15 protein-coding genes and 1 pseudogene are annotated in these 17,391 nt (G+C 72.4%); 7 read left to right on the forward strand and 9 right to left on the reverse strand.

The annotated features are described in order from the left end of the window. Positions 1-9: 9 nt before the first annotated feature. The 6 genes from FHX44_RS39990 to FHX44_RS40015 form a co-directional block, all read right to left on the reverse strand. Positions 10-1,038 (reverse strand): tripartite tricarboxylate transporter substrate-binding protein, encoded by a 1,029-nt coding sequence (locus tag FHX44_RS39990; RefSeq protein WP_147260519.1) that lies wholly within the window; start codon positions 1,036-1,038, stop codon positions 10-12. Between the two features lie 77 nt (positions 1,039-1,115). Further along, positions 1,116-1,964, reverse strand: coding sequence for an alpha/beta fold hydrolase (locus FHX44_RS39995; RefSeq protein ID WP_147260520.1), 849 nt, complete (start codon positions 1,962-1,964; stop codon positions 1,116-1,118). Between the two features lie 24 nt (positions 1,965-1,988). Continuing rightward, on the reverse strand, positions 1,989-2,825 hold the full coding sequence (locus tag FHX44_RS40000; protein ID WP_147260521.1) for a 3-methyl-2-oxobutanoate hydroxymethyltransferase: 837 nt from the start codon (positions 2,823-2,825) through the stop codon (positions 1,989-1,991). A 24-nt stretch (positions 2,826-2,849) separates the two neighbouring features. Further along, the gene (locus tag FHX44_RS40005; protein ID WP_212612872.1) at positions 2,850-3,353 is read right to left on the reverse strand and encodes a hypothetical protein; all 504 of its coding nucleotides are present in this window, start codon (positions 3,351-3,353) and stop codon (positions 2,850-2,852) included. 3 nt (positions 3,354-3,356) lie between these two features. After that, positions 3,357-4,643 (reverse strand): aromatic ring-hydroxylating dioxygenase subunit alpha, encoded by a 1,287-nt coding sequence (locus tag FHX44_RS40010; protein ID WP_147260522.1) that lies wholly within the window; start codon positions 4,641-4,643, stop codon positions 3,357-3,359. An 81-nt stretch (positions 4,644-4,724) separates the two neighbouring features. Next, on the reverse strand, positions 4,725-5,048 hold the full coding sequence (locus FHX44_RS40015) for a 2Fe-2S iron-sulfur cluster-binding protein (protein WP_147260523.1): 324 nt from the start codon (positions 5,046-5,048) through the stop codon (positions 4,725-4,727). A 134-nt stretch (positions 5,049-5,182) separates the two neighbouring features. Here FHX44_RS40015 and FHX44_RS40020 point away from each other — a divergent pair, with 134 nt between their 5' ends. Then, on the forward strand, positions 5,183-5,965 hold the full coding sequence (locus FHX44_RS40020) for a FadR/GntR family transcriptional regulator (RefSeq protein WP_246170847.1): 783 nt from the start codon (positions 5,183-5,185) through the stop codon (positions 5,963-5,965). Between the two features lie 19 nt (positions 5,966-5,984). On the opposite strand, the gene FHX44_RS40025 is transcribed toward FHX44_RS40020, so the two are convergent. After that, positions 5,985-7,526, reverse strand: coding sequence for an ethanolamine ammonia-lyase reactivating factor EutA (locus FHX44_RS40025; protein ID WP_147260525.1), 1,542 nt, complete (start codon positions 7,524-7,526; stop codon positions 5,985-5,987). 1 nt (position 7,527) lies between these two features. Next, positions 7,528-8,661 (reverse strand): cupin domain-containing protein, encoded by a 1,134-nt coding sequence (locus FHX44_RS40030; protein WP_147260526.1) that lies wholly within the window; start codon positions 8,659-8,661, stop codon positions 7,528-7,530. Between the two features lie 139 nt (positions 8,662-8,800). Between FHX44_RS40030 and FHX44_RS40035 the strand changes: the two genes are divergently transcribed. From FHX44_RS40035 to phtC, 5 genes are all read left to right on the forward strand, one after another. Next, entirely contained in the window at positions 8,801-9,826 is a 1,026-nt protein-coding gene (locus tag FHX44_RS40035; protein WP_147260527.1) for a cupin domain-containing protein, read from the forward strand. A gap of 3 nt (positions 9,827-9,829) precedes the next feature. After that, positions 9,830-11,578 (forward strand): thiamine pyrophosphate-binding protein, encoded by a 1,749-nt coding sequence (locus FHX44_RS40040; RefSeq protein WP_147260528.1) that lies wholly within the window; start codon positions 9,830-9,832, stop codon positions 11,576-11,578. Next, positions 11,575-13,074, forward strand: coding sequence for an aldehyde dehydrogenase family protein (locus FHX44_RS40045; RefSeq protein ID WP_212612873.1), 1,500 nt, complete (start codon positions 11,575-11,577; stop codon positions 13,072-13,074). The genes FHX44_RS40040 and FHX44_RS40045 overlap by 4 nt, the downstream gene beginning before the upstream one ends. Beyond that, positions 13,071-14,852 carry a thiamine pyrophosphate-binding protein gene (locus FHX44_RS40050; protein ID WP_147260529.1) on the forward strand — a complete coding sequence of 594 codons (1,782 nt, stop codon included), beginning with the start codon at positions 13,071-13,073 and terminating at the stop codon, positions 14,850-14,852. The genes FHX44_RS40045 and FHX44_RS40050 overlap by 4 nt, the downstream gene beginning before the upstream one ends. 213 nt (positions 14,853-15,065) lie before the next feature. Next, positions 15,066-15,866, forward strand: a complete 801-nt coding sequence (gene phtC / locus FHX44_RS40055) for a 3,4-dihydroxyphthalate decarboxylase (RefSeq protein ID WP_246170848.1) — start codon at positions 15,066-15,068, stop codon at positions 15,864-15,866. 187 nt (positions 15,867-16,053) lie between these two features. Here the strand turns inward: phtC and FHX44_RS40060 are convergent, their stop codons facing one another. After that, positions 16,054-16,980 carry a phosphotransferase gene (locus FHX44_RS40060; RefSeq protein ID WP_147261867.1) on the reverse strand — a complete coding sequence of 309 codons (927 nt, stop codon included), beginning with the start codon at positions 16,978-16,980 and terminating at the stop codon, positions 16,054-16,056. A 104-nt stretch (positions 16,981-17,084) separates the two neighbouring features. Here FHX44_RS40060 and FHX44_RS44375 point away from each other — a divergent pair. Beyond that, positions 17,085-17,321 (forward strand): annotated as a pseudogene (locus FHX44_RS44375) (ATP-dependent DNA ligase); the annotation flags it as partial. Between the last annotated feature and the right edge of the window lie 70 nt (positions 17,322-17,391).

The following is a 17,391-nucleotide window of genomic DNA, read 5'->3' on the forward strand; positions in this document are numbered from 1 at the left end:
GTTCGAGGGTCAGTAGCTGGCGACCACGAGCTGCCGGAACTCCTCCGGCGCCGTCAGCACGTCGGCGACCAGCTGCGCGGTCTCCGGCCCGCCCAGCGGGTCCAGCGGCCGCTGCTGCTCGTCCAGCTCGGCGAGCAGCTCGGCGTCCCCGGCCGCGCAGCCGTACCCCTGGCGGAGCGCTTCCACGCGGTCCTGCGGCATTTGCGGGGAGGCGATCAGCCCGCGCCCGGTCTGCCCGAGCGCGACCAGCTCGTCGATGATCATCTTCGCGCGGTCGTCGGGGGGCGCGGTCTCGAAGATCGTCGGGGTGTCGGGCAGCAGCGGGTCCGGCTCGTGGTCGATCGTGACCAGCGGCCGGACGTCACCCGCCTCGATCGCCGGGAGCTGGCTGTCGACCGGCAGGACGTGCGCGTCGGCGTTGCCCGCGACGACCGCCGTGCGGGCCTCCGGGGCGCCCGCGAACCCGGTGATGATCTCGAACGGGAAGCCGTAGGCGGTGCCCACGAGGTTCGGGGCGATGAAGTCGTTCGCCCCCGGACCCTGGGCGACGAACCGCACCGGCTGCTGTGCGGCCGCCAGGTCGGCGAAGCTGCCGACCGGGCTGTCCTGCGCCACGACCACGACGTTCGGCGGTGCGGAGACCCGCCCGATCCAGTTCAGGTCGTTCAGGTCGAAGTTCGCTCCCGCGGCCGCCGCGATCTGCGCGGAGACGAGGCCGACCGTGTTCACGATCTGGAAGCGGTTGTCCTCGGGTCCGGCCGCGGCCGTCTTGTTCGTCGCGACCAGCCCGCCCGCACCCGGCTCGTTCCGCACGACGATCGTCGCGCCCAGGCACTCCTCGAGGTAGGGCGCGAGCGCGCGGGCGTAGGCGTCGTAGCCGCCGCCGGGCTCGTAGGGGACGACCAGGTCGACGTCCTCCCCGGAGAACGGCCCGGCCGGCTCGCCGCTGCCTGCGGACGAGCCGCACGCGGCGAGGAGGGCCGCGAGCGCGGCGGCCGTCAGCGCCCGGCCGACGGTGCGCGTGGTGGTGGGGGACATCTGCTGCTCCTTTGCTGCAATGCCGGTGCTACGGGGCCGGTGCGACGGGCGGTTCGGGGGCGCCCGCGCCCGGAGGGCTACCGGCCGTCGAGGAAATCCAGGACCCGGGCCGGCGCGGTCTGCTCGGTCTGCTCGGCGACCGGGACGTCCCAGTACGCCGCGCGCGGCAGGCACTCCTGCAGGTAGCGCGCGGCCGACGGCGCGTGCGACTCGTCCTGGCCGGGCACGATCAGCGCCGGGACGTCGAGCCGCAGCAGGTCCTCCGGCTCGGCGCCGGGCACGGTGTCGCGGTCGAACATCAGCCGTGCCGTGCCGTTGACGACGAGGGCGTAGCGCGCGGGGTCGAGCCGCGCGTACGCCTCGGCGAACGCGGGATCGGTGCGCACCACGCTGTTCCACGGGCCGACTCGCGGGTCGGCCGCGAAACCCTGCTCCGTCTCGCCGACCAGCGCGACGACGCCCGCGAGGCCGTGCGCCTCGACGTGGGCCAGGTGCTGGGCGAAGCGGGCGTGTTGCTTCATGCGGTACTTCACGCCACCGGCCGGGGAGAACAGCACCATCGACCGGACGCGCTCCGGGTGCGCCACGGCCATCGCCGCCGCGGTCGAGCAACCGACGCAGCCGCCCATCAGGTGGGCTCGCTCGATGCCGAGGTGGTCGAGCAGCCCGATCGCCTGCGCGACGTAGTGGGACCACGTGAGCCGCTCGACCCGCCCGCCGGAGCGCCCGGACTCGCGCCGGTCGAACGTGATGCACGTGTAGTTCTCCGAGAGCTGCTCGAGCAGCGCGAGCCGGCGGTAGATCCCCACCGTGCGCCAGCTCTCCAGCGTCGAGTCGAAGCCGCCCGGGGAGAACATGAGCAGTGGCGGGCCGGAGCCGGCCACCTCGTAGCGGGTGCTGATCCCGTCGGCGACGGCGGTGGGCACGGTGGGTCCTCCCGGAGTCTCAGGTCACGGCGTGGGAACGGGGAGACCCCCGGGGAGCTGGCGGGCCGCCCGCACGTCGTCGGCGTAGCGGGTCAGGGCGTCCAGCGTCGTGCGGGCGACGTTGGCGTAGGTGTCGGGCGCGTCGTCGACGGCGCTCGCGGCGTAGCCGATGGCGGCGTGCGCCATGCGCATCCGCCCGTCCAACCAGGGCCCACCGCCGAAGCCGCCGAGCACCGGGACCGACACGGCCGCGGCCACCGCCGCACCGACCACCGGCCCCGAGTTCGTGAAGTTGAGCAGCACCGCGCCCGCGGCCTCCAGCCGCCGCGCCTCGGCGACCAGCTCCTCGGTCAGCTCGACCGGCACCTGGTCGGCGGCCGAGGGCGTGGAGCGGTACTCCACGCCGTAGCGCAGCGCGGTCTGGGGCGTGATGCCGAACTGCGCGAAGACCGGGATCCCGGCGCGCGTGATCGCGGTGACCGCGTCGAGGTGATCGGCAGCGCCGTCGACCTTGACGAGGTCGACCCCGGCCTCCTTCACGAACCGGATCGCCGCGCGGACGGCTTCGGTCGTGCCCTCCTGCACGGGGCCGTACGGGAAGTCGACGCAGACCAGGGCCCGCGAGACGCCGCGGCGCACCGCGCGCGCCACGGTGAGCATCTCGTCCATCGTGATCTCGAAGGGGTTGGCGTGGCCCCAGAGGTTCACCCCGACCGTGTCGCCCACGGACACGAGGTCCGCGCCGGCCCGGTCGGCCAGCCGCGCGATCTGGTAGTCCCACGCGACGACGCCGACGATCTTGCGGCCCTCGTCCTTGTACCGCTGCAGTGCTCGCAGGGTGGTCTTCTCGTGCTCGGCCATGGCGTCCGTCCTCGTCCTCTCCGGTCAGGCGCGCAGCGCCGTCAGCAGGTCGACGACGTCACTCTCGTCGGCGCCGGGCAGCAGCACCCGCGCGTGCGGGCGCAGCGCCGCGACGGCCCGGGCGGACCCGGGGCCGTCCGACACGACGAGCCCCGCGGTCTGCACCGCGCGCTGCCAGCAGGCCTTGCCGATCGTGTGCGCGCAGCCAGCGCCCGCGTCGCTCGTCGCGATCATGACCACGACGTCGGCGCTGGCCAGCTCGTCGGCGAGCGTCGCCGTGCCGCCGTCGACGCCGCGCAGCAGGACCGCGTCCGCGCCGTCGGTCGCCTCGCACACCGAGAACCGCGCGTTCGCCCACGGCAGCGCCGCGGTCCGACGGACCACCTCGGCCGCGCCGTCGTCGAGTGCGACGATCCGCGGCGCCCGCGCCGGAGCGACCGGCCGGTCGATGCGGAACCGGGCCTCGGCGGCCGTGGCCGCGCGGGCGCAGCTGCCGGGCATGCTGGGATCGACCACTCGGGGGGCCACGGGTCACACCGACGCGATCGGCATGCCGGGCTTCACGCGCACGTCGTCGCGGCAGGCGTCGAGGAAGGACTCGGAGTGCGGGAGCACGACGGCTGCCGAGCGCACGCGGTGGTGCTCCGGATCCACACCGGGCGGAGTCGTGCCGTGGTCGCGCAGCGCGATGGCCGCCTTGCGCAGCTTCTGGCGGGCCTTGATGATCCCGGCGTCGGCGGGGACGAGCCGTTCCTTGGACCGGTCGACGATCGGGCCCATGCTCTCCTGCAGCGACGCGTCCTGCATCGCGATGCCCTTGACCCCCGAGTAGTACTCGCCGCTGCGCTGCTTCTCGCGGTCCATCAGGTAGTCGTTGTCCCGGTTCGCAACCGGCCGGTAGGTGCCCGGGATGTTCTCGCTGTGCACGCCGTGGCCGTCGATCATCGCCTGCCGCTCGGCCGTCGTCAGCGCGCGGACCGGGTGGTAGTCGAAGCTGTAGGTCCAGCAGTTCTCGTCGTCGATGGGGATCCAGAAGTGCCCGTGGATGGGGTGGTCCCCGCGCGGCGGCACCATCGTGAAGGCCGGCATCACCCACGGCGTGATCCGCCAGTAGTACTTGCCCTCCTCGGCGTTGCGACGCGCTCCGACGAACAGTCCGCCGTCGGAGTCGGCCACCTCGAAGAAGGGCTTCTTGTCGTTCTGGTTGTACTCGTTGCCCTTGGCCCCCCTGAACAGCGGATCGGTCTTCAGCCCGCCCGAGTGCAGGAACGTGACGTGGCTGGAGTCGATGCCGCCCTCGAAGGCCTGCAGCCAGTTGCACTGCTGCAGCCGCTTCGACGTGTAGGTCTGCTCCGGCGGCACGAGCGCGAACTCGAACTCCGGCAGCGGCGGCTGCTTCGCCGGGTCCCCCATGTAGGTCCAGAGGATGTCGCCGATCTTGACCAGCGGATACGCCGTGAGCTTGACGTTCTGGCAGAAGCTCGAGTTGTCCGCCTCCGACGGCACCTCCACGCACTGGCCCGTGACGTCGTACTTCCACCCGTGGTACGGGCAGCGCAGCCCGCGCTCCTCGTTGCGGCCGAACCACAGCGACGCGCCGCGGTGAGCGCAGAACTCGTCGATCAGCCCGTAGCGCCCGTCGGTGTCGCGGAAGGCGATGAGCCGCTCGGACAGCAGCTTGAGCCGTACCGGCGGGCAGTCGTCCTCCGGGAGCTCCTCGGCCAGGCAGGCCGGCATCCAGTACTGCCGGAACAACGCACCCATGGGCGTCCCCGGGCCGGTGCGGGTCAGCAGTTCGTTGATGTCGGGACGAAGCACGGATGACTCCCTCTCGGGACGGAACGCCGGGGCGGACTAACAGTTATACCAAATAGCTGGCCGCGGTCAACGCCGCGACGCTCAGGGCTGCTCGGGCGGCACGTCGACGGTCAGCCCGTCGAGCTCCGCCGTCACCGGGACCTGGCACGAGAGCCGGCTCCCGTCGCGGCGTTCGGACACCGCGAGATCGAGGAGGTCCTCCTCCATGTCGTTCGGCTCGCCGACGAGCGGCACGAACTCGGCCCGCACCCAGACGTGGCACGTCGCACAGGACGCGTTGCCGCCGCACTCGCCGACGATGCCCGGAACGCCGTTCTTCACGGCCGCTGCCATCACCGATTCCCCGATGACGGCATCGACGGCGTGCCCCTGCCCGTCGCTGCCGACGTAGATCACCTTCGGCACGGTTGAGACGTCCTCTCCTGCAGATGGTCTGTCCATTAGACCATGAGGGTCTCCCCGGAGCCAGCGTCAGGTTCGTGGCGTTTGGTGCCGCCCGTACCGTTCGATGGACTGTCCATTGGGCATACACTGCGGGCGTGCCGAGGCCCGGAACGACATCCCCCGCCACAGACGGCGGTGCGACCTCCAACAAGGGCGACCTGCTCAGCCGCGTGAGCGTCGGTCGCATCTCCGAGGTCATCGTCGACCAGATCCGGTTGCTGATCCGCTCCGGTCAGCTCACCGCCGGTGACCGCCTCCCGTCCGAGCGGGAGCTGTGCGAGCGGTTCGGCGTCAGCCGGGTCACCGTGCGCGAGGCGCTGCGGGTGCTCGAGGCCAACGGACTGGTCGACATCCGCGTCGGAGCGCGGGGCGGCGCCTTCGTCACCGCGCCCAGCAGCCGGATGGTCGGCGAGGGCATCGCCGACCTCATCTCGCTCTCCAGCCTCAGCGCCATGGAGGTCACCGAGGCGCGCATGGTCTTCGAGCTCGGGCTCGTGCCGCTCGTCTGCGAGCGGGCCACCGACGAGGACGTCGCCGCGCTGTACGAGATCTGCGACCGCAGCAGCGCCGCCCTCGAGGCCGACGACTACCCGCTCGCCCTGTCCGCGGAGTGGCACACCCGCTTCGCGCGCGCCACCCACAACCGCGCGATCACCCTGCTCGCCGAGTCACTGCACGACCCGATGATCCGCTCCCTCCAGCAGGCCCGCTCCTCCGAGCCCACGCACGGGCGCCGCGGCGCCGACGAGCACCGCGCGCTGGTCGACGCCGTCGCCGCGCGCGACGTCCCCCGCGCCACCGAGCTGATGAGCGTTCACCTCAACCGGACCGCCTCCCGGGTCGCCGGTGCAGAGGGAGCGGAGCAGACAGTCCGCTGACTCCGACCGCCCGTTCCGCTCAGCTCGGCGCGAGGCCGTCCCCGAACACCAGCGACTTGATCGTCACCGGAACCGTGTTCGACGGGTAGCGCAGCCGGCCGATGTCCACGTAGTCGAAGTCGCGCAGGTGCAACCCGTCGAGGACGAGCAGCTCGCCGGTCACGTCGAGCTCCTCGGTCAGCAGCCTTCCCAGCGTCATGGCGACATCGCCGTCGAGGACGAGGTAGACGGGCCTGCCGCGGTCGATCCGCTCGGCGAGGCCGGCGCGCAGGCCGCGGGCGAATGCGTGGAGCCGCGCATAGCTGGGCGTCCCCGTCCAGGACATCGCCAGTGCGAGGTCGCCGTCCGGGCCGTCGGCGACGAGGGCGACGAGGTGGCGGCGGACGGCGGACGCGACCGCGGTGGGGTCCACCGTCTCGCCCAGCACGCACGCGGGCCGGACGACCTGCAGGTTGCGGCGCGGCAGCAGGGCGTCGGGGTCGGAGATCCAGCAGGTGTTCCCGCTGAGCTGCACGCTGTACTCCGACGCGCCGAGCGCGGTCGCGCGAATGCACTCCCCGGCGGGGAGCAGCGGCCACGGCAGCGCGCCCGCGTCGATGCGCCGCCGCATGGCCTGCCCGAGCGGGCGGCCGAGGTCGCCGAACTGCGCGTTCTCCCGGTCGTAGACGTACTCCGCCACACCGCCGGAGAACATGACTCCGTCGATGCGTCCGAGGTCGCCGAGGGTGTCGGTGAGGAGGAAGGGCGCAGCCTCGGCCCGGCCCGTGACCGCCGCCACCACGACGTCCGCCATCGACTCCGCCACGCGATCGCACTCGCCGTCGCGCACGGTGCCCCCGAGCTGCCAGTGATGGCCCGCCCGGTCGGCGTGGGTGGCGCCGGCCGGGTCGAGGCGGACGATCGTGCCGTCCTCGTCGACGACCTGCAGCCGCCCGCCGACGTGCACCGCAGCCGTCGCGACGATCCGGCCGCGGTCGAGCACGGCGAGTTTGGTGGTACCGCCGCCGATGTCGATGTTGAGGATGCGCGAGCCGGTGTCGTAGGAGGTCTGGGCCGCGCCGGAGCCGTACGCGGCGAGCATCGCCTCCATGTTGTGCCCCGCCGTCGCGGTGACCAGGGCGCCGCCGCGGTCGGCGAGGATGCGCGCGATCGCCTCCGCGTTGCGCCGGCGCAGCGCCTCGCCGGTGAGGATGACGACCCCGGTGTCGACCTCGGCCGGGTCGACGCGCGCCTCGCCGTACGCCCGGTCGATGATCGACCCGAGCGCAGCGGCGTCGATGAGCTCGGCGCTCGTGTACGGGGTGAGCGCGACGGGTGAGCGGTACCGCGTCTCGCGTCGGACCACCACGTAGCGACTGGTCAGGTCCTCGCCGATGCGCCGCAGGTGCAGCTGGGAGAACACGACCTGCGTACCGGACGAGCCGATGTCCATCCCGACGCTGGCCAGCACGACGTTGTCCTGCTGCCAGATCGGGTTGTCCTCGATCGGGCTCAGCGGCTCGTCGTCGTGGTCGTGGTCGTGCCCCGGGACGTGAGCGGAGTGGACCGTGCGCGCTTCCACCTCAGACCGCGACCGTCTCCTGCGGCTTCGGCGGCAGCGTCGCCAACTCGGCCTCGTAGGCGGCGTCCATCTTCGGCTCCATCCCGTGCTCGGCCAGCGCGGCGCGGAACGTCTCGCGGACGTAGGGCGACTCGTCGGCGTAGTCGATCTGGTCGCCGCCGACGCGCTGGCTGATCCACGCCTTCGGCACGCCCTGCGCGTTGCGCACCGAGACGACCTCGTGCTTGAACGCGAGGTAGCGGGCTGGCTCGGTGCCGCTGTTGAAGTGCTGGTGGAACCACATGTTCGGCGGGACGATCAGGCTGCCGGGACCCCACTCGTAGCGCCGCGGCTCCTCGCCTTCGGGCCACATCAGGCTGTAGCCCTCGCCGGACAGGATGATCACGTGTGCTCCGGGGCCGTGCCGGTGCCCCTTCTTGTACGTCGCGGTCGGGAACTGCGAGATGTGGCTGTTCATCGATCCCTTGGCCATGGCGAAGCGGATGTGCCCGCCGCCCGCGCCGCGCTCCTTGGCCTCGATGAGCGGCAGGTTGGCGGCGTCGGCGACGAAGTTGGTGTCGAGCAACAGGCCCTTCTGCTCGCCCTTCGGGGCGAAGTAGTCGGGCTCGCCGGCGAACCGCTTCGGGAAGTCGTGCGCCGTGCCGAACACGAAGTCGACGTCGTCGTAGAGGTTCAGGACGGGCGGCAGGTTCGTCGAGGCGACGAAGCGTGCTGCCCGCTGCCCGGATCCGTTGAAGTGCTGGTGGTTCGCGTTCAGCGGGATCGCGAACAGCGATCCGGGCTGCCACTCGAAGGTGACCTCTGCGCCGGCGTCGTTCCAGACGCGCGTCGACCCGTGCCCGTCCAGGACCAGCACCATCTCCTCGCACAGCTGCCGGTGCGGCGCGAGCTGCCCGCCCGCGGGGATCTCGCAGACGTAGCAGTCGTTGGAGGTGCGGGTGGCCTCGTGGTTGATGAAGACGCCGCGGCCGCCACGCCGCTCCCACGGCTTGAGCTCGACGGTGCGCAGGTCGGGCACGTAGTGGGCAGCGATGATGTCGAGGCCCTCCGCTGCCACCCACCGCGTGTACGGCGAGTCCTTCTCGGTGGCGAACTTCGCCGCCAGGTCGTCGGTGACGAGCGCGTCCTTAGCCATCGGGCCTCCCTGTCGGCAATAATTGGTAAGACCGTAAGACCCTTCCTGTCACCTGTCAAAGAACCTTGACACTCAATGGTCTTACCAGTAGACCTTAGTCGCCGAGCGGCGGCGCCGACGCCGCGCAGAGGAGGCCACCGTGGGTGAAGACGGTCGCGTGTTCGTGCGCGGTCTGGAGTCCGACAAGTACGAGCTCGAGGCGTTCCGCCGGGAGCAGCTGGCGCGGGCGCGGGTCCGCGACGACACCGTCGTCACCGACCACGGCGAGGCCGTGGCCCACTCGGGCAGCAACAAGCAGTCGCGCACGTGGTGGCGGATCGGCCCGGGCGACGAGGAGTTCCTGACCCAGACGCTGCAGGTGCACTTCGTCGAGATCGACGGGCACGGCAGCAACCGCGGCCACGGCCACCAGAACGAAGCCGCGTTCTACATCCTCTCCGGCGCCGGCTACGAGATCCACGACGACCAGCGCTACGACTGGAAGGAAGGCGACTTCGTCTTCGTCCACACCGACTCGGTGCACCGGCACTTCAACCCCTACGACGAGAAGGCGCTGACCCTCGTCGTGAAGGCCAAGAGCAGCTGGATGTTCCTCGGCCTGTTGCAGCAGGGGCGGGGCGGCCCGGTCGACCGGCCGGACGAGTTCGGCCCCCGCGAGGACTGGTCGCAGATCTGGACGCCCGGCGTGCTCGACCGCACCAAGGTGATCGGCGTCGAGGACACGGTCTGGGAGGACACCGAGCTGGGCCGCATCCGCGTGATGACGAGCCCGCAGACCGACCACGCGCGCCTGTTCAGCGTGGACGCGTTCGAGTGGGCCGTCGACGCGGGCAGCCGCACGGCCCGCTACTGGAAGATGGCTGACGAGGTCCTCTACGCCCTCCACGGCGGCGGCTACTCGCTGCACTGGGAGGTGCAGGCCGAGATCGCCGAGCGGTACTACGCGCACATCGCGAAGGAGCCGACGCGCCACGAGTTCTCCCAGGGCGACGTCCTGTACGTCCCGCAGAACACCGTGGCCCAGCACTTCGCGGCCGACGGCACGCCGCTGCGGCTGCTCAGCTTCCAGAACCGGTTGTTCAAGCACCTGGGTTACGACAACGTGAAGGTGCTCGAGCCCGCGCCCCGGTCGGAGACCGCGGCTGCCGACCTCGCCCGGGCCTGATCGATGAGTGCGGTCGAGAGGCCGGTCGAGAACGCGCCGGCGCCCGCCGCGTACGGCAGCGACCTGGTGGTGGACCTGCTGCGGGCGCTCGGCACCCGCTACGTCCCGCTGAACCCCGGCTCGTCGTTCCGGGGCCTGCACGACTCACTGGTCAACCACGGCGGCAACACCGATCCGCAGCTGATGCTGTGCCTGCACGAGGAGATCGCGGTCTCCCTGGCCCACGGCTACGCCAAGGGCTCGCGGCAGGTGGGCGTGGCGGCGGTGCACGACCTCGTCGGGCTCATGCACGCCTCGATGGCCGTCTACGACGCGTTCTGCGACCGGGTGCCGCTGCTGGTGCTGGGCGGCAGCGGGCCGGTGGACCCGGCGCTGCGCCGTCCCATCGACTGGATCCACTCGGCCACCACCCAGGCGCAGCTCGTGCGCGACTTCGTCACCTGGGACGCCGAACCGGCCACGCCCGCGGCGTTCGTCGCCGACGTGCTGGCCGCGCACCGGCGGACGGCGAGCGTCCCGCGGGGCCCGGCGTACGTCTCGCTGGACGCCGGGGTGCAGGAGGCTCCGCTCGCCGAGCCGGTGCCGCTCCCCGACCTGGAGCTGCACGCCCCCGCGCCTCCTCCGGCCGCCGACGCGGCGAGCGTCGAGCGGGCCGTGGACGTGCTGCTCGCCGCGCGGCGCCCGGTCGTCACCGCGGGCGCGCTGGACTGGGATCCCGCCGCCACGGACGTGCTCGTCGAGCTGGTGGAACTGCTCGGCGCCGCGTACCACGACGACCGCAACACGGTCTCCTTCCCCACAGCGCACCCGCTGAACGGCACGGGCGACGCGAGCTGGTTCGAGCGCGCCGACGTCGTGCTCGCGATCGGGCTGCCCGACGTGCCCGGCCGGCTGCGCCGCCGCGACCGGAGCCGCACGGACGGGCCGGTCGTCCAGCCGGCGATCGTCGACGTCTCCACCGGGCACCTGGATCAGCGGTCCTGGTCGCACGCGTTCCAGACCCCGTTCCCGCGGGCCGCCCAGCTGCTCGCCGACCCGCTCACCGGGGCGCGCCAGCTGCTGGCCGCGCTGCGGGACCGCGCGCCGGACGCATCCGCTCGCCGCGAGGAGGTCGGAGCGCAGGTGCTCATCCGGCGCGAGCGGGCGGCGGCCGCGCGCCGGACGACGTGGAACGCCCGGCCGATCGCACCGGCACGCATGGTCGCGGAGCTGTGGGACGTCGTGCGGGACGTGCCGCACCTGCTCTGCCTGCGCAACACCCGCAGCTGGCCCGAGGGCATCTGGGAGCTGCCCGGCGCCGGGAGCTACCTCGGCCACTCCGGCGGCGGTGGCGTCGGATACGGGCCCGGGGCGTTCGTCGGCGGGGCCCTCGCGGCCCGGGACCGGGGCCTGCTCGGCGTCGGGATCGTCGGCGACGGCGACCTCCTCATGGCCGCCGGCGCGCTCTGGACCGCCGTGCACTACCGGATCCCGGGGCTGCTGGTCGTCAACGACAACGGCTCCTTCTACAACGACGAGCCGCACCAGGCCGCCGTCGCCCGCGAGCGTGGCCGGCCGGAGACGAACAGCTGGATCGGGATGCGCATCGCAGACCCCGCGGTCGACATCGACGGCCTCGCCGCCTCGTACGGGTGCTGGACGGCCGGCACGGTCACCGAGCCCGACGAGCTCGCCGGCGCGTTCGCGAAGGGGCTGGCCGCGGCGCAGGACGGACAGCTCGCGGTCGTCCACGTGCGGACGGCGCCGGCATGAGCGTCCTCGGCCGGGTCGGACGCGGTCGCGCGCCGGTGCACGCGCAGATGTCGATCGGCGGGCGGTGGCGCGACGCCGCCTCCGGTGCCCGCCTCGACTGCATCGATCCCACCACGGAGGAGCTGCTCGGCACGGTGCCGGCGGGCGGCGCTGCCGACGCCGACCTCGCCGTCCAGGCCGCGCAGGAGGCGGCCGGGGCGTGGCGAGCGCTGGGCTGGACGAAGCGCGCGGCCCTGCTGCGCGACCTCGCCGCCGCCGTCGCCGAGGTCGCCGAACCGCTCGCCGTCCTGGACACGCTCGACAGCGGCAACCCGATCGCCGGCATGCGCGGAGACCTCGAGTCGACCGTGCGGGAGCTGCACTACTTCGCAGGCCTCGCCGGACAGACGCACGGGACCAGCACACCGACCGCCGCCGGGACCGTGTCGTCCACCCAGCGCGAGCCCTACGGCGTCGTCGTGCGGATCGTGCCGTTCAACCACCCCTTCAAGTTCGCCTGCGGCAAGGCGGCCGCCGCGCTCGCCTCCGGCAACAGCGTGGTCGTCAAGCCGGGCGAGCAGACGTCGCTGTCGGCGATCGCGCTCGCCGAGGTCGCCGAGGCGGTGCTCCCGCCGGGCGTGCTGACGGTCGTCACGGGCACCGGCGCCGAGCTGGGCCAGGCGCTCGTCGCGCACCCGGGCGTGCAGCGGGTGGCGTTCACCGGCTCGGTGCCCACCGGACGCGCGATCATGGCGGCCGCCGCGCAGAACCTCGCGCACGTCACCCTCGAACTCGGCGGCAAGAACCCGCTGATCGTGTGTCCCGACATCGACGTCCGCAAGGCCGCCCACGACGCCGTCGCGAGCATGAACATCGCGCGCAGCAACGGGCAGTCCTGCGGATCGACCTCGCGGATCTACGTGCACGACAGCATCCGCGCGGAGTTCACGGACGCGTTGCTCGAGCGGGTGGGCGCGCTGAGCGTCGGCGACCCGTGCGACGAGGCGAACGACGTCGGCCCGCTCGCGTTCGCCGCCCATCACGCGCGCGTGCTCGACCACGTCGACCGCGCGAAGGGCGCCGGCGCCACGCTCGCCGCGGGCGGCTCCCGGCCGGCCGGGCTGGACCGGGGCTACTTCGTGGAGCCGACCGTGTTCACGAACGTCACCGACGACATGCCGATCGCGCGCGAGGAGGTGTTCGGGCCGGTCATGGCGGTGCTCGGCTTCTCCGATCTCGACGACGCCGTCCGTCGCGCCAACGACACCGACTACGGGCTCACGGCGAACGTCTACACGCGCGACCTGGGCGTCGCGCACCGGCTGGCCGACCGGCTGCAGGCCGGCTACGTCTACGTCAACGGCACCGGGCGCCGTCCGCCCGGCTCGCCCTTCGGCGGCTGGAAGCACAGCGGCCTGGGCAAGGAGAACGCGCACGAGGAGCTGCTCTCCTACACGCGCGAGAAGACGATCACGATCACCCTGCCTCCCGAGGACCCCGACTGGAGCGGTCGATGACGACGAGCAGCGCCCATCCTTCCTGGGCACCGTACGACAAGGCGGTCTGGGGCTCCGACGTCATGGTCGACGCCCTCCGCGAGCTCCACCTGCCCTACATCGCGCTCAACCCCGGTTCCTCGTTCCGCGGCCTGCACGACTCGCTCGTCAACTACGCGGGCGACGAGATGCAGATGATCGAGTGCCCGCACGAGAAGATCGCCGTCGCGCTGGCACACGGCTACGCGAAGGCGACCGGACGGCCGATGGGCGTGCTGCTGCACGACCTGGTCGGGCTCCTGCAGGGCACGATGGGCATCTACTACGCCTACATCGACCGGGCGCCCGTCCTGGTCCTGGGCGGTTCCGGGCCGGCCGACCACGACCGGCGCCGGCCCTACATCGACTGGATCCACTCCGCGAACGTGCAGGGCCAGGCGGTCCGCGAGTACACGAAGTGGGACCACGAGCCCCGCTCGATCGAATCCGTGCCGAGCGTGCTCGCACGCGCCCACCGCATCGCGACCACCGGGCCGGCCGGCCCCACGTACGTCGCCCTGGATGCCGGGCTCCAGGAGGACCGGGTCACCGAGCCGGTGCCCGTGGACGACGTCGCCGCGCTCGCCGCCGCGCCGTCCCCGGTGGCGCCGGACCCGGCAGCGCTGCGGGCGCTCGCGGAGCAGCTGTGCGCGGCGGAGCGGCCGGTGATGGTGCTGGCCTACCCGGGGCGGGACCCGGCGTCGTTCGGGCACCTCGTCGACCTTGCCGAGCTGGTCGGGATCGGCGCGCTCGACACGCACTGGCGGCTCAACTTCCCCACCCGCCACCCGCTGTGCGTGAGCGACACCGACATCGTCGACGAGGCCGACTGCGTGCTGTTCGTCGACGTGAAGGACATGGTCAAGCCCACCCACCGCACCGACCGGCTCGCGCGGCGGAACGTCTCCCGTCTCGCGCCGGGCTGCCGCGTGCTCTCGATCGGCTTCGGCGACATGGGCATCTCGTCCTGGAGCGAGGACTACGCCCAGCTCATCCCGGCCGACCACACCGTCGTCGCCGACACGGCCGTCGCGCTCCCGCTGCTGATCGAGGAGTGCCGCGCCCTGCTGGCCGAGGACGACGCCCAGCGTGCGGCCCAGCGCGCCGCGTGGACGCGCAGGTTGACCGAGGTGCACGAGAACACCCGGGCCGGCTGGACCCAGCACGCGGCCGAAGTCGCCGGGGAGACGCCGGTGGCCACCGCGCAGCTCGCGGCTGCGGTGTGGAACGTCGTCCGGGAGCACGACTGGGTGCTCACCGCCGGCACGGCCGCGGAGTGGGCGTTGCGCCTCTGGGACTTCGACGCCCCGCACCGGCACCCCGGCAAGCAGCTGGGCACGGCCACCCAGATCGGCATCTCGCTCGGGGTGGCGCTCGCCCACAAGGGCACCGGCCGGCTCGTCGTGGACCTGCAGCCCGACGGTGACCTCATGTTCGACGTCGGCGCGCTGTGGGTGGCGAGCCGCTACCGGCTGCCACTGCTCGTGGTCATGTTCAACAACCGCGCCTACTACAACGACTGGGAGCACCAGGAGAAGCTGGCGGCGCAGCGCGGCACGCCGGTCGACCGCGCGCACATCGGTATGGCGATCTCCGACCCGGCCCCGGACTTCGCGGCCGTGGCGAAGGGCTTCGGGTGGTACGCCGAGGGCCCGATCATGGACCCGGCAGCGGTCGAGGCCGCGGTTCGCCGCGCCGCCGCGCACGTGCAGGCGGCCGGCGGGCCGGCGCTGGTCGACGTGGTCTGCCAGCCGAAGTAAGGCCGGCGCGATCTCACAGAGCTGCAGCTCACGCCTGTTGCCGCATGCGGCTCGCATCCCGTCCGGCGGCGCGGCCCCTCGGGACGGCGTCGAGCCGCCGATGTGCTGGGGCGGGGCCGGCCGAGCGGCTCGGAGCCATCGGCTGGACGGCGCGCAGTGCGCGAGCCACCGCCGCCCACGGTGTAAGACCGGCCGAAGTGGAGGGAGTCCCGCGTGAGGGTCAGTAGCCGCGACGGTGGGTCGGGCACCCCGCTGGGCCACGAGCTCGCACCTCTGCGCGAGCTCGTGGCCGCGGCGTGCCGGGTGCTCGCCGGACGAGGGCTCGCCGACGGCGTCCTCGGGCACATCAGTGTGCGCGTGGATGACCAGCGGCTCCTGGTCCGATGCCGCGGGCCACGGGAGCGTGGGCTCGCGTTCACGACCCCGGAGGACGTTCGGCTCGTCGATCTCGAGGGCCGGGAAGGCGCGCGCGGTGAGCTCGACGGCGGGTACACCCCGCCGACCGAGCTGCCCCTGCACGTCGAGGTCCTACGCGCCCGAGCGGACGTCACCGCGGTGGTGCACGCGCACCCGCCCGAGGTCGTCGCCGCGGACCTCGCAGGCATCAGGATCCGCCCCATCATCGGTGCGTTCGACATCCCGGGCACCCGGCTCGCCGCCGGTGGTGTGCCGGTCCACCCTCGCGGGGTGCTCCTGCGGGACCGCAGGCTCGCCGTCGAGATGGTCGCCTCCATGGGAGACCGGCCGGTCGTCGTGCTCCGCGCCCACGGTCTCACCAGCGCGGCGGCGACCATCGAGCAGGCCGTCCTGCAGGCGATCAGCGTCGATCAGCTCGCCCGGTTGTCACTGAAGGTGGTCAGTGCCGGAGGGACCCTCACCGACCTACCGGAGGCGGACATGGCCGAGCTGCCAGACCTCGGCGCAGAGTTCAACACCGCCACCGCGTGGCGGCACGAGCTCGCCCGACTCCCCGGCCTGCTCCCCCACGCAGGGGAGCCGTGTCAGCGCTCGTAATGCCCTCCCACTGCCTCGCCACCACTACTGGTGCCTGCCAGTGCCGTCCCGTCAACGCGGATCAACGGTGGAGTTCAGCGGTTCCCGCCTCCACAACGCCGCACCCCATCCCGATCAGCTCCCCTGATCAGATCAGCTCAGTGAGCGGCGGCAGCCGCAGGCCCAGTCGCCGGCACATGCCGCCGATCTACTCGTGGAATCGGGTCAGACGCTCGCTCAGAACCCGGTCGAGCGCCCCCCGTCCCGCCGGACCCCACGCCGGCTTACCGCCGGGCAGGCCGCGATCCCCGTTCTGGCCCATCAGCATCAGGAAGAGGCTCTTCAGCACGGCCAGCCCGCGGGCGCGCCGGACCGTCGCCTCGTCAACCTCCCCGTACGCGGCGAAGAAGCGGGCGGCCGCGCCCGCCGGCAGCAACACCCAGGCAGCCGCCAGGTCCGACGCCGGGTCGCCGACGAACAGCTCGCCGAAGTCGACAACGCCCGCCAACGTCCCGTCCACGACGACGACGTTCGCCGGATGCAAGTCGCCGTGCACCCACACCGACGGACCCTCCCATGCGGGGGCCGCGACGGCGTCGTCCCAGACGGCCCAGACGTCGGCGGCCTCGGCGCCGATCGTGCCAGCGTCGACGGAGTCGAAGAACTGTTTGAAGCCGCTCGTGGAGTCTTTGGGATGCGCGCCAAGGCCCGTCGTATCGACCGGTGCGTCGGCGGGCGCTGTCACGTGCAGCGCCCGCAGGAACGCCGCCAGCGTCTCGGCCGCGTGCTCGCCGCGGGTAATCGACCCGCGGTCTAGCGGCAGCCCCGGCACCCACGTCATGACCGTCCACAGCTTGGGGAAACGCTCGGAGGGCTCACCACTTCGCACCGGGACGGGGATCGGCAGCGGCAGGCGTGGGGCGAGCAGGGGCAGCCACCGGCGCTCCTTGAGCTGGCGATCGGGGTCGGTCTCCATGCGCTGGATCCGCACGGCCAGCTCGTCCCCGAGGCGCCACATCTGATTGCCCCAGCCGCCCTCCACCTCGCGGAGAGGCAGCTCGGCCAGGTCCGGATGCTGGTCCCGCAGCAGGTGACGGATGAGACCTGCGCTGATTTCGGTCCCGATATCGGTCATGCCGTCCAACGAGGCCACCCACCCGGCAACATCAACCAGGCGGTGATCATCACCGCCGAACCGGACTCAGACTAAGGGTCGGAGTTCAGTCAACTATTCGGGCTATCGCCTCCGTCGCCGAGGATGGTGTGCGGCTGCAGTCGAGGCAGCTGCGACTGCTCACCCGGTTCTTCCCTGAGGTGGTTGACGCGCTCCGCGCATCGTTCCGCGACGTCGTGCTCGACGGCGAGCAAGTGGTGTGCCGCGCCGGTCGGCTCGACTTCACCGCGCCGCAGGGCCGGCTCGCAACCCCACACGCGGCGACCGAGGCGCCAGCTTCCTTCCTGGTCTTCGACGTGCTCGAGGCAAGCGGGACAGGGCGCGAAGCCGCCGTCAGTTGCCAAGCGGACACACCGCGCCTGGAGCCCGTGG

Source organism: Pseudonocardia hierapolitana, assembly GCF_007994075.1.
Classification (GTDB): domain Bacteria; phylum Actinomycetota; class Actinomycetes; order Mycobacteriales; family Pseudonocardiaceae; genus Pseudonocardia; species Pseudonocardia hierapolitana.